A 12,370-nucleotide genomic window follows, 5' to 3' on the forward strand; every position below is an offset into this window, starting at 1 on the left:
AAACTAGCGGTTTTTGCGCAGCAATATCACCTCTAGCCGGTTGTTTCGCACCGCCATCGGGTTCGCGGTAACCGGTTTCCGGTCGGCATATCCGCTGATCCGGGTGATACGCTCCGAATCAATCCCCGCCTCTTGCAACAGGCCGCGCATCGCCTGCGCTCTTGCCGAAGACATGGCCCAAGCCGGATTTTCGACCAAGGTGATCGGAAAAGAACGAACATGCCCGTTCACCGCCAGCGTGTTGCGGGTGATCGCCAGCACATCAGCCAACAACGCCGCAATATCACGCGTCACAGGTTCGGGTGTGGCGGTCAGCCCATCAAAAAGCGGGACATCCTCAAGATCGAAGATCTCGATCACCAGACCCTCGTCGGTGAGTTTCGTGACCACATGGCGAAGCGCACGCTCCATCGTCATGCTTTCTCCGCTGCGTGCGGCGAGGGCTTTCTCCAGCTCCTCTGATTGCGCCTTCATTTCAGCCTTGGACGCCGCATCAGCCTCTTCCAGCGTGCTGGTTTCCGTTGCCATGGACGGCGGCGCACCGACTCCGACTTCCGGCCGTTCGGTGTCTGTGACCACACTGTCACCGCCAAAGGCCCCATCGCCGCCACCCGAAATCCGGTTGATCGGAATCGTTGGGCTGAAATAATCAGCCAGCCCTTTTCGTTGCTTTTCCGTCGTTGCATTCAACAGCCACATCAGCATGAAGAAGGCCATCATGGCCGTCACGAAGTCCGCATAGGCAACTTTCCACGCCCCACCGTGGTGACCGCCGCCTTGGACAACTTTCTTCCGCTTAATGATGACTGGCCTGGCATTTGATTGCCCGTCCATCACATCACCCATTTATACACCCAAGTCCCCTTCTACAGGAACGCAGTGAAGGTGATGTTAACCTGTAGAATTTTCAGGATTTCCGGTCGCATCCCGATTTTACCGCAGCAAGAAAAACGGCCCCTTCCGAAGAAGAGGCCGCCTTTGCCTATCCATCTGCCGGGAGCAGGGCAAATATCAAGGCGCGACCCGGCCCGCAGGAACGGGCTGGATCGGGTGGAAAACCCGCAGGCGCGCACAGGTTTCAAGGCCAAGTGCGGCATAATCGGCCTGAAACGCCAAGGCGCTGGCGCGCGTCAGGCCGGTTTCGATTCGCAGCGGGCGCGACATGCGTTCCAGCGATTGCCGCGGCAGGTCAGAGCGGGCGATCAGAAAATCGGCCAATTCCCTTGGCGACAGGTTTTGAACCCCGGTCAGGAACAGATCAAACCGTTGGAAATCGCGGTTCATTGCCACCAGTCCCGACCCTGCAAAGCGATTGAGGATCAGATCGCGCGTCCGCGTATCGACCCGGGTTGCCAGCGCCCCCGTCAGTGGGCACGGCGTAAAGCCAAGCCGCCGCAGCGCCACGATAACGGTTTCAGGCACGCGCTCTTTGGTGCGCGGGTCCGCCAGAATGTCATGCAAGGCCGAGGCGGGGTTAGACGTTGCCAGCCGCAAACCATGGGTGCGCCGCAAGGCTTGCCGGACCAGCTTGATCTGTTCCGAGGTGATACCGTCAAGCACCAGACCGTTTGGCCCGGCTAATGCTTCATGTAACGCAGGTATATCGCGCAGATACGGGGCCAGCACCTTTGGCGGCAACGCCCGCGCCAGCGTTTCGGCAAGCCCGTCCAGATCTTTGGCCTCCACCGGCTGGATCGACAGATCGAACAGCGCCGCGCGGGGCACCGTGACCGCTGCGCGGTGATGCGTTGGGTCAAGCCGAACCGCGACCCCCAGCGCCAGCAACAGCGTTGCAAGCCGCTTGGCGCGGCTGCGTTCCAGCCGGTTTGCCAGTATTCCGGGCGCATTGGTCAACCGTTGAACCGCCTCTTGCATGGGGATACCCAAATGCGTCGCCAAAGTGGGCGCGGCCAAAGACACGGATGTGCAAGGGCTGACAAGGCTGATGCGCAAATAGCAGTTGGATTGGGCGAGAGAAGACATTTTCGGCTCCCATTAACGTAGGGTAAAGATTGCCGGAATTTCCCCTTTACCGCTAGTCCCCCACCGTCAAAGCCGCGTCAAAAGGCATGCGCGCCCCGTCAAGCACCGCGCGAAATTATCGCAAACGCGTAGATTTGCGGCAGATCAGAGGGCTCTTGTCCCCTTCGGCAGGGTCTTGTCGCCACATCGGGCAGCGCCTTAGTCTAGGCCTCGGATGCCAGACACGGACTGGCCACATAGCGCCCGCGCAAATGGGCAGGGGCCTGCGCTTCCAGCCGCGCAAGCGTTTGGCCTATGGCTTCCACTCCCCATTGTCGCATCGATTCGAACGGCCCGCGCGGAAAGTTCAGCCCAAGCCGCAGCGCGGTGTCGACCGCTTCGGGCGTCAGCGAGCTTTCCGCCAGCAGGCTTGCGGCCTCATTCACCAAGGTCGCCTCTATCCGCAGGACGATTGCATCATTTTGTTGTGGCGTGGGACGTGCCCCCACCAGAAAGCCGCTGCCCGTTTTGACACCAAGGCGACCCGCCGCGACCTGCGCGACAAGGCTTTCGAACACATGATAGCGCGGGTGGTGCCCCATCGCTTCGAACAAGGACCGTGTGGCGGCAAGATTGATGTCTGCACCCACAAGATCAATCAGGGAAAAAGGCCCCAGCCGATAGCCCGCGTGCAGCATGGCCGCATCAATCTCTGCCGCGCTATGGCCTTCCTCCAGCAGGGCCAGCGCCTCACCATAAAACGGGCGGGCGCAGCGGTTGACGATGAAACCGGGACGGTCGGCACAGGCGATCACGATTTTGCCCGCCGCTTCGGTCAGGGATTTGGCAAAGGCTGCGGCCTGATCGGTGACGCGCGGCGGTGTCACCAGTTCCACCAGCTTCATTGCCGGGGCCGGGTTAAAGAAATGCAGGCCAAGAACTCGCCCCGGATGCCCCAACCCCTTGGCAATCTGCGTGACCGACAGGGCCGAGGTATTGGTCGCCAGAACCGCATCTGGCCGCAGCAGGGTTTCAAGGTCGCGGAACAGGGCTTGCTTGGCCTCCAGCGTTTCCACAATCGCCTCGACCACCATATCGCAAGGCGCCAGCCCTGCCGTGCTGTCCTGCACATGCAGATTGGCCAGCGTTGCCTCCCGCCCTCCTTCGGTCAGCTTGCCCGCCGCCACCCGCCGCGCAAGGCCCTCGGCCATCCGCGCCAGCGCCGTTTCGCGCGCGGCGGCTTGGCCATCGGTTGCCAGAACCCTATGCCCCGCAGCGGCATAGATCTGTGCGATGCCCAGTCCCATGGTGCCCAAGCCCACAACCCCGATCACGGCCATCCGAAACCCTCCCTGCTGCGCCATCCTTTCCGCTTGCGGTTTCAATTTCAAGTCTGAAATTTCAAACTTGAAATAACGCCACGCCAGTGGCAAGCTGATCGCTACGGCCGCGAGGTCCGAATGCGAAACAAAAGGTGTGCAAGATGAAACTGCTGTGTCTGGGTGGCGGCCCTGCGGGTCTGTATTTTGCGATATCAATGAAGCTGCGCGACCCGAGCCACCAGATCACCTTGCTGGAGCGCAACCGCCCCGATGATACCTTTGGCTGGGGCGTGGTGTTGTCGGATGAAACCCTGTCGAACATGGCCCTGAATGACCCGGTGTCCGAGGCGACGATCCGCGGCCATTTCGCCTATTGGGATGATGTGGCGGTGGTTCACAAGGGCACGCGCACCGTATCCAGCGGCCATGGGTTCTGCGGTATCGGGCGCAAGCAACTGCTGTTGGACCTGCAAGCCCGCGCGCAGGAACTGGGCGTTGACCTGCGCTTTGAAACGCCCGCGCAACCCGCAGCCAGCTATATGGATGAATATGATGTCGTGGTCGCGGCAGATGGCCTCAACTCTGCCGTGCGGCAGGAATTCGCAGAGCATTTCCAGCCCGAGATCGACACCCGGTTGAACAAATTTGTCTGGCTGGGCACACGGCAAAAGTTTGACGATGCCTTCACCTTCATCTTTGAAAAAACCCCGCATGGCTGGGTCTGGGCGCATGCCTATCAATTCGATGCCGATACCGCGACCTTCATCGTGGAATGCAGCCAGCATACCTATGACGCCTTCGGCTTTGCCGGAATGACCAAAGAAGACAGCATCGCCACCTGTGAGGCGATCTTCAAGGATCATCTGGGTGGCCATGCGTTGATGTCCAACGCCAACCATATTCGCGGCTCGGCGTGGTTGTCTTTCCCGCGTGTGCTGTGTGCGCAGTGGTCTTACAAGAATGTCGTGCTGTTGGGTGATGCCTCGGCCACGGCGCATTTTTCCATCGGCTCCGGGTCCAAGCTGGGGTTGGAAAGTGCGGTGGCGCTGGCCGAGTATCTGCACAGCGCGCCCGATATTCAAACCGCCTTCGCCCGCTATCAGGAAGAACGCCGCGTCGATGTGCTGCGCCTGCAATCGGCGGCCCGCAACTCGACCGAGTGGTTTGAGGAGGTGGAGCGATACCTCGATCTGGACCCGGTGCAGTTCAACTATTCCCTGCTGACCCGCTCTCAGCGCATCAGCCATGAAAACCTGCGCCTGCGCGATGCGGCTTGGCTGCGCTCGGCCGAGGATTGGTTTGCGGCGCAGGCGGGCGGCGCGGCGGGCCATGCGCCAATGTTCGCGCCGTATCGGCTGCGCGGGATGGAACTGGCCAACCGCATCGTCGTTTCGCCCATGGCGCAATACAAGGCGGTCGATGGCTGCCCGACCGATTGGCATTTCGTGCATTACGCCGAACGCGCAAAGGGGGGCGCGGGGCTGGTTTACACCGAAATGACTTGTGTTTCGCCCGAAGGCCGCATCACCCCCGGATGCCCCGGCCTATACGCGCCAGAGCATGAGGCCGCGTGGAAGCGGCTGGTGGATTTTGTCCATGCGGAAACCCCGGCCAAGCTGTGCTGCCAGATTGGCCATTCCGGGCGCAAAGGCTCCACCCAACTGGGCTGGCAGCAGATGGATGCACCGCTGCCTGCGGGCAACTGGCCGCTGCTATCGGCTTCGGCGATGCCGTGGTCGCCGCAAAACGCCACCCCCCGCGCCATGGACCGCGCCGATATGGACAAGGTTCGCGACCAGTTTGTCGCAGCAACCGAAATGGCCGCGCGCGCCGGGTTTGACATGATCGAATTGCACGCCGCCCATGGCTATCTGATCTCCAGCTTCATCAGCCCGGCCTCCAATACCCGCAGCGACACCTATGGCGGCAGCCTTGAGAACCGCATGCGCTATCCGTTGGAGGTGTTTGCCGCCATGCGCGCGGCATGGCCAAAGGACAAGCCGATGTCGGTGCGGATTTCGGCGCATGACTGGCTGGGCGACGCGGGCGTGACACCGGCAGAAGCGGTAGAGATTGCGCGCCTGTTTGCCGCCGCCGGGGCCGATATCATCGACGTGTCCGCCGGGCAAACCAGCATTGATGCGCGCCCGGTCTATGGCCGTATGTTCCAGACCCCATTCAGCGACCGGATCCGCAATGAGGCCGGGATCGCGACCATGGCGGTGGGCAATATCTTTGAACCCGATCACGTCAATTCCATCCTGATGGCCGGACGCGCCGATCTGGTCTGCCTTGCCCGCCCGCATCTGTCCAACCCCTATTGGACGCTGCACGCGGGCTTGGCGCTTGGTGATCCGGCGGGGGCGTGGCCCTTGCCTTACCTTGCCGGGGCCGAACAGGCCCGCCGTTTGGCAGAAAGGGCAGCAGAGGTGATCCGCGCATGATGATGCTGGGCAAACGCGTCTTGATCACAGGCGGCGGCACCGGGGTCGGTGCCAACATGGCCCGCGCCTTTGCCGGGGCCGGGGCAGAGGTGGTTGTGACAGGCCGCCGCGAGGAACCCTTGCGCAAGTTGGAAAAGGCCAATCCCAGCATCCGCGCGGTTCTGGCCGATGTAACCCAAGAAGACAGCGTGCGGGCGATGTTTCAGGCCGCAGGCCCCTGTGACATTGTGATCGCCAATGCGGGCGCGGCCGATAGCGGGCTTTTGGCGCGCACCAGCCTTGATCAGTGGAATGCGATGATGGCCGTCAATCTGACAGGCGTGTTCCTGACCCTGCGCGAAGGCGTGTTGCAAATGCCGGGTTGGGGGCGCCTGATCTCTGTCGCTTCTACCGCTGGGCTGAAAGGGTTTGCCTATGCCGCGCCCTATGCGGCGGCCAAGCATGGGGTGGTCGGCCTGACCCGCAGCCTCGCGCTGGAAGTGGCGCGAAAGCCGATCACGGTGAACGCGATTTGCCCCGGCTATCTGGACACCGAGATGACTGACCGTTCCATCGCCAATATCGTCGCCAAAACCGGCAAGACCGCGTCAGAGGCGCAAGCGATCCTGACCGCGTCAAACCCGCAGGGGCGGTTGATCGCACCGGATGAGGTGACGGCCACGGCGCTGTGGCTGTGCAGCCCCGGCGCAGATTCCGTGAACGGGCAGGCGATTGCCCTGTCAGGAGGCGAGGTATGAATGAAACGGACGGGGTGTCAAAACGCCGCTTGAAAATGTGGATCCGTCTGCTGGGGGTGACGCGCGCCGCTGAAAGCCATTTGCGCGAACATCTGCGGTTGGGCCATGACACGACGCTGCCGCGCTTTGACGTGATGGCGGCCCTGTGGCGCCGCCGCGAAGGCGTGACCATGTCAGAACTCAGCCGGATGCTGCTGGTCTCCAACGGCAATGCCACCGCCGTGGTGGACCGCTTGGAAAAAGACGGGCTGGCGCGGCGCACACCTTTGGCCACCGACCGGCGCACGGTGCATGTGGCCCTGACGCCCGAAGGTTTGCAGCAATTTGAAACATTGGCCGCTGGCCATGAGGCCGAGGTGAACAACCTGTTTTCACGCCTGACAGATGCCGAGATCGAGCAGTTGACCGCTTTGCTGAAGAAGCTGCGAAAGGACACGGAATGACCGAAATGGCCAAGCTGACCCCAGAACATTTCCTGCTGGAGGTGGCAGATCGCATCGCCCTTGTCCGCCTGAACCGGCCAGACCGCAAGAACCCGCTGACGTTTGAGTCTTACGCCGAGCTGCGGGATTTCTTTGGCGCGCTGCCCTATGCCAGCGATGTGGATGTAGTGGTCTTTGCCTCCAACGGCGGGAATTTCTGTTCCGGCGGTGACGTGCATGAAATTATCGGCCCGCTGGTCGGGATGGATATGAAGGCGCTGTTGGCCTTTACCCGCATGACCGGCGATCTGGTGAAAGCGATGATCCATTGCCAAAAGCCAATCATTGCGGCGGTGGATGGGGTCTGCGTGGGGGCGGGTGCAATTGTCGCCATGGCCGCTGATTTGCGGCTGGCAAGTGACGCCGCGAAATGTGCCTTTCTGTTCACGCGGGTCGGGCTTGCGGGCTGCGATATGGGGGCCTGCGCCATGCTGCCCCGGATCATCGGGCAGGGCCGCGCGGCGGAACTGCTTTACACCGGGCGGGTGATGACGGCTGTGGAAGGAGAGCGGTGGGGCTTTTGGAACGCGCTGCATCCGGGGGAGGTGTTGCAAGCCGAGGCGATGGGGCTGGCCCGCCGTCTTGCCGCTGGCCCGACCTTTGCCCATGGCATCACCAAGACCCAGATCAACCAGGAGTGGAACATGGGGTTGGACCAAGCGATTGAAGCCGAGGCGCAGGCGCAGGCGATCTGCATGCAGACCCGCGATTTTGAGCGCGCCTATCATGCCTTTGTCGCCAAAGAGACACCAGCGTTTCAAGGGGATTGACGGCGGGGTTGCGGGACCAAGCGCCGGGCGGCTGTCTGCCCCCCGCGCGCCGGCCGGTTCTCGAACCGGTGGCGAACCAGCCAGCCCCCAATGATATTTTTGACCAGAGGAAGGAAAGCGTCTTGGCAGATCAGAGTTTCTTGGATTGGCCCTTTTTTGAGGATCGCCACAGGGCTTTGGCGGCCGGACTGGAGGCATGGTGTGCGGCGCATTTGCCGGTGGATCATTCTGATGTGGATGCCGCTTGCCGGGCCTTGGTTGCGAATTTGGGGCAAGCCGGGTGGTTGCGCCATACCGGCGCCGGCGCGGGGGAGCGTTTGGATGTGCGCAGCCTGTGTATTCTGCGCGAAACGCTGGCGCGGCATGATGGGTTGGCCGATTTTGCTTTTGCCATGCAAGGGCTGGGCATGGGGGCGGTGTCATTGTTCGGCACGCCAGAGCAGCGGATTTGGTTGGACAAGACGCGCGCGGGCGCGGCGATTTCTGGCTTTGCGCTGACGGAACCAGCTTCGGGGTCGGACGTAGCGGCAACGGCCACGGTGGCGGAAAAAGTGGCGGGTGGCTACCGGATTTCCGGCGAAAAGACCTATATTTCCAACGGTGGGATTGCCGATCTTTATGTGGTGATTGCCCGCACCGGCGAGGCGGCGGGCGCGCGGGGCCTGTCGGCCTTTTTGGTGCCTGCCAATACTGCGGGCTTAAGCGTGGTGGAGCGGATCGAGGTGATCGCGCCGCACCCTTTGGCGCATTTGCGCTTTGACGGGGTGTTCGTGCCGGATGCCGCCTTGATCGGGGCCTCGGGCGCGGGTTTCAAGATTGCGATGTCGGTGCTGGATGTGTTTCGGTCCACCGTTGGGGCGGCGGCGCTGGGCTTTGCCCGCCGCGCGCTGGATGACGCTTTGGCGCGGGTCAAGGCGCGGCGCATCGGCGGGGCACCCTTGGCTGAGTTGCAGATGGTGCAGGGGCATATTGCCGATATGGCCTTGCAGATCGACGCCAGTGCCTTGCTGATTTACCGCGCGGCATGGACCAAGGACCAGGGGGCCGCCCGCATCAGCCGCGAGGCGGCGATGGCCAAGCTTTATGCCACCGAAGCCGCGCAAAAGGTGATTGATGCCGCTTTGCAACTGCATGGCGGTGACGGCGTGCGCAAGGGCTTTGCCGTGGAAGGCCTTTACCGCGATATCCGGGCCTTGCGCATCTATGAAGGGGCCAGTGACGTGCAGCGCATCGTGATCGCGCGGGCGGTGCTGGAATGACCTATCACCGCCTGATCCAGATCGAGTTCAACCATTGCGACCCGGCGGGGATCGTTTTCTATCCGCGCTATTTTGAGATGACAAACTCGGTGGTGGAAAATTTCTTTGCCGATGTTCTGCACTGTTCTTTTGCCCGCATGATGGAAGATCGCGCTGGTGTGCCGACCGCACGGATAGAGGTGAATTTCCACGCGCCCTCTCGCCTAGGGGAAAAGCTGGATTTTACGTTGCAGATCACCCGCATTGGCACCAGCTCTGTCGGGTTTCGCATCACCGCTGCGGCGGGCGGTATTGACCGGCTGACCGCCGATCTGACCTTGGTGAATGTGGATTGCAACGGCCAGTCGCAGCCATGGCACAGCGCCGTGCGCGCCCGAATGATAGCCTTTTCGCAGGAGCAGGACCAATGACCGATGCCATCAGCCCGCATGAAATTTTGCACCCCAAAAACTGGAAAGGCGCCAAAGGCTATGCCAATGGCGTGGCGGCGACGGGGCGGATGGTCTTTACCGGTGGGATCGTTGGCTGGAATGCGGATCAGGAATGGGAAACCGATGATTTCGCAGAGCAGGTCGCGCAATGCCTCGCCTCGATCAAGGCGATATTGGCCGAAGCAGGGGCAAGCCCCGAACACCTGACCCGCCTGACATGGTATGTGACCGACAAGCAGGCCTATCTGTCCAGCCTGCGCGAGATTGGTGCTGCCTATCGGATGCAGTTCGGGCGGCACTTCCCCGCGATGGCTTTGGTGCAGGTCGTGGCCTTGGTCGAGGATCGCGCCAAAGTGGAAATCGAAGCAACTGCCGTCATCCCCCAGGATTGAGAGGATAGCCATGCAACTCGGACCGTCAGGACATATCGACAGCTTCACCCGTGATCGTTTGCCCCCCCACGACCAATGGCCTGATTTGCCGCGTGCAGGGTTCTCATATCCCGAATGGTTGAACGTGGGCGTGGAATTGACGGATGGCATGGTGGCAAAGGGGTTTGGCGACCATACCGCCCTGATCGGCAATGGCCGGTTGCGGACCTACAAGGAACTGGCCGATTGGACCAACCGCATCGCCCATGCCTTGGTGGAAGATTACGGCGTGCAGCCGGGGCATCGGGTGCTGATCCGGTCGGCCAACAACCCGGCGATGGTGGCGGCATGGTTGGCGGCGACCAAGGCGGGGGCGGTTGTGGTCAACACCATGCCGATGCTGCGGGCCAAGGAATTGGGCCAGATCGTCGACAAGGCCGAGGTGTCGCTGGCCCTGTGTGACACGCGGCTGATGGACGAAATGGACGCCTGCGCCAAGGCATCGCGCTTTTTGCAGCGGGTGGTGGGCTTTGACGGCACCGCCAACCACGATGCTGAACTGGATCGTGCGGCTTTGGGTAAATCGGTGCGGTTTGCGGCGGCAAAAACCGGGCGCGATGATGTGGCGCTGTTGGGCTTTACCTCGGGCACCACGGGCAACCCCAAGGCAACGATGCATTTCCACCGCGATCTGCTGACTATCGCGGATGGTTACGCCCGCGAGGTGCTGCGCGTCACGCCTGAAGATGTGTTTGTGGGTTCCCCCCCCTTGGCCTTTACCTTTGGGCTGGGGGGCTTGGCGGTGTTTCCGCTCCGCTTTGGGGCGGCGGCCTGTTTGCTGGAAAATGCCTCACCGCCGAACCTGATAGAGATTATCCAGAAATACCGCGCAACCGTCTGTTTCACCGCCCCCACCGCCTATCGCGTGATGCTGAAAGCGATGGAGGAAGGCGCAGACCTGTCCAGCCTGCGCGCCGCCGTTTCCGCAGGCGAAACGCTGCCCGCCCCGGTCTATGAGGAATGGATGGCCAAGACTGGCAAGCCGATGCTGGATGGGATCGGGGCCACCGAATTGCTGCACATCTTCATCACCAACCGCTTTGATGATCACCGCCCCGCCTGCACAGGCCGCCCCGTCGCGGGGTATGAGGCGAAGATCGTGGATGCAGCGGGCAAGGACATGCCGCGCGGCGAGGTGGGGCGCTTGGCCGTGCGCGGGCCAACGGGCTGCCGCTATATGGATGATCCGCGGCAGGCGGCCTATGTGCAAAACGGCTGGAACCTGACGGGCGATGCCTTCTGGCAAGATGAAAACGGCTATTTCCACTTTGCCGCGCGCACCGATGATATGATCGTTTCGGGCGGCTATAATATTGCGGGGCCGGATGTCGAGGCGGCGCTGTTGTCCCATGCCGATGTGCTGGAATGCGCGGTGGTCGGAGAGGCGGACGAGGCGCGCGGGCAAATCGTTTCAGCCCATGTCGTGCTGGTCAATGGGGTGCAAGGCGATGCGGAATGCGTGAAGCGCTTGCAAGACCATGTGAAAGCGACGATTGCGCCCTACAAATACCCGCGCAAGATCACCTTTGTCAGCGAACTGCCCAAAACCCAGACCGGAAAGATACAACGCTTCCGCCTGCGCGAAAACGGATAAGGTGGCGCCGGGCTGGGGCATTTCCCGCCAGCCCGGCGCCGGTTTTGCTTAGTTGATCAGCCCTGCGTGGCGCATGGCGGCATCAATCTTGGCTTTGGTGCCATCGGTCAAACCGGTCAGTGGCAAGCGCACCTCTTGGCTGCAAAGCCCCAGCTTCCACAATCCGTATTTCGCACCGACCAGACCGGGTTCGGTAAAGATCGCCTCGTGCAGCGGCATCAGGCGGTCTTGGTATTGCAGGGCCTTGGCGTAGTCGCCTGCCAGCATCGCCTCTTGGAATTCGGCACAAAGGCGCGGGGCGACATTGGCCGTCACCGAAATACAACCCACGCCACCATGCGCGTTGAAGCCCAAAGCGGTCGCGTCCTCGGCAGACAACTGGCAGAAATCCGGGCCGCACAGCGCGCGTTGCTGGCTGACGCGTTCCATCTTGCCAACGGCATCTTTCACCCCGATGATGCGCGGCAGCTTGGCCAACTCGCCCATGGTTTCGGGCAGCATATCCACACAGGACCGGCCCGGAATATTGTAGATGACGATCGGCAGGGTGCAGCAATCATGCAGCGCCGTGTAATGCGCGATCAACCCGGCTTGGGTCGGGCGGTTGTAATAGGGCGTCACCACAAGGGCGGCATCGGCGCCCACCTGCTCGGCATGTTTGATCAGGTCCATCGCTTCGGCGGTATTGTTGCTGCCGGTGCCCGCAATCACAGGCACCCGGCCCGCAACAGCCTTCACCACCTCTTCGATCACGGTCTGATGTTCGGAATGCGACAAGGTCGGGCTTTCACCCGTGGTGCCAACCGGAACCACGCCATGGCTGCCCTCGGCAATTTGCCAATCGACAAGTTTCTTCAGCGTATCCAGATCAAGCTGGCCGTCCTTGAACGGCGTGACCAGGGCAGGCATTGACCCTTTGAACATGACACGCGTCTCCT

General features: G+C 61.8%; 12 protein-coding genes. 8 read left to right on the top strand and 4 right to left on the bottom strand.

What is annotated here, in order from left to right:
* Positions 1 to 3: 3 nt before the first annotated feature.
* From EGN72_RS06290 to EGN72_RS06300, 3 genes are all read right to left on the bottom strand, one after another.
* Positions 4 to 834, bottom strand: a complete 831-nt coding sequence (locus tag EGN72_RS06290) for a flagellar motor protein MotB (protein WP_127045807.1) — start codon at positions 832 to 834, stop codon at positions 4 to 6.
* A 177-nt stretch (positions 835 to 1,011) separates the two neighbouring features.
* Positions 1,012 to 1,983, bottom strand: a complete 972-nt coding sequence (locus EGN72_RS06295) for a hypothetical protein (RefSeq protein WP_127045808.1) — start codon at positions 1,981 to 1,983, stop codon at positions 1,012 to 1,014.
* 203 nt (positions 1,984 to 2,186) lie between these two features.
* Complete coding sequence (locus tag EGN72_RS06300) at positions 2,187 to 3,326, bottom strand: 3-hydroxyacyl-CoA dehydrogenase NAD-binding domain-containing protein (protein WP_233587048.1); 1,140 nt, start codon at positions 3,324 to 3,326, stop codon at positions 2,187 to 2,189.
* A 119-nt stretch (positions 3,327 to 3,445) separates the two neighbouring features.
* On the opposite strand from EGN72_RS06300, the gene EGN72_RS06305 reads away from it, so the two are divergent.
* From EGN72_RS06305 to EGN72_RS06340, 8 genes are all read left to right on the top strand, one after another.
* Positions 3,446 to 5,728: a bifunctional salicylyl-CoA 5-hydroxylase/oxidoreductase gene (locus tag EGN72_RS06305; RefSeq protein ID WP_127045809.1), complete on the top strand. Its 2,283-nt coding sequence runs from the start codon at positions 3,446 to 3,448 to the stop codon at positions 5,726 to 5,728.
* On the top strand, positions 5,725 to 6,465 hold the full coding sequence (locus EGN72_RS06310; protein ID WP_127045810.1) for an SDR family NAD(P)-dependent oxidoreductase: 741 nt from the start codon (positions 5,725 to 5,727) through the stop codon (positions 6,463 to 6,465). Before EGN72_RS06305 ends, EGN72_RS06310 begins: the two co-directional genes overlap by 4 nt.
* Positions 6,462 to 6,908, top strand: a complete 447-nt coding sequence (locus EGN72_RS06315) for a MarR family winged helix-turn-helix transcriptional regulator (protein ID WP_127045811.1) — start codon at positions 6,462 to 6,464, stop codon at positions 6,906 to 6,908. The genes EGN72_RS06310 and EGN72_RS06315 overlap by 4 nt, the downstream gene beginning before the upstream one ends.
* Positions 6,905 to 7,717, top strand: coding sequence for an enoyl-CoA hydratase family protein (locus tag EGN72_RS06320; RefSeq protein WP_127045812.1), 813 nt, complete (start codon positions 6,905 to 6,907; stop codon positions 7,715 to 7,717). Before EGN72_RS06315 ends, EGN72_RS06320 begins: the two co-directional genes overlap by 4 nt.
* Before the next feature lie 122 nt (positions 7,718 to 7,839).
* Positions 7,840 to 8,976, top strand: coding sequence for an acyl-CoA dehydrogenase family protein (locus EGN72_RS06325; protein ID WP_127045813.1), 1,137 nt, complete (start codon positions 7,840 to 7,842; stop codon positions 8,974 to 8,976).
* Complete coding sequence (locus EGN72_RS06330; protein ID WP_127045814.1) at positions 8,973 to 9,386, top strand: thioesterase family protein; 414 nt, start codon at positions 8,973 to 8,975, stop codon at positions 9,384 to 9,386. The genes EGN72_RS06325 and EGN72_RS06330 overlap by 4 nt, the downstream gene beginning before the upstream one ends.
* On the top strand, positions 9,383 to 9,799 hold the full coding sequence (locus EGN72_RS06335) for a RidA family protein (protein ID WP_127045815.1): 417 nt from the start codon (positions 9,383 to 9,385) through the stop codon (positions 9,797 to 9,799). Before EGN72_RS06330 ends, EGN72_RS06335 begins: the two co-directional genes overlap by 4 nt.
* A gap of 10 nt (positions 9,800 to 9,809) precedes the next feature.
* Positions 9,810 to 11,432 (top strand): AMP-binding protein, encoded by a 1,623-nt coding sequence (locus tag EGN72_RS06340; protein WP_127045816.1) that lies wholly within the window; start codon positions 9,810 to 9,812, stop codon positions 11,430 to 11,432.
* A 48-nt stretch (positions 11,433 to 11,480) separates the two neighbouring features.
* Here the strand turns inward: EGN72_RS06340 and dapA are convergent, their stop codons facing one another.
* Positions 11,481 to 12,356, bottom strand: a complete 876-nt coding sequence (dapA, locus tag EGN72_RS06345; protein WP_127045817.1) for a 4-hydroxy-tetrahydrodipicolinate synthase — start codon at positions 12,354 to 12,356, stop codon at positions 11,481 to 11,483.
* Between the last annotated feature and the right edge of the window lie 14 nt (positions 12,357 to 12,370).

This window comes from Pseudorhodobacter sp. E13, from assembly GCF_003991405.1.
GTDB lineage: Bacteria > Pseudomonadota > Alphaproteobacteria > Rhodobacterales > Rhodobacteraceae > Pseudorhodobacter.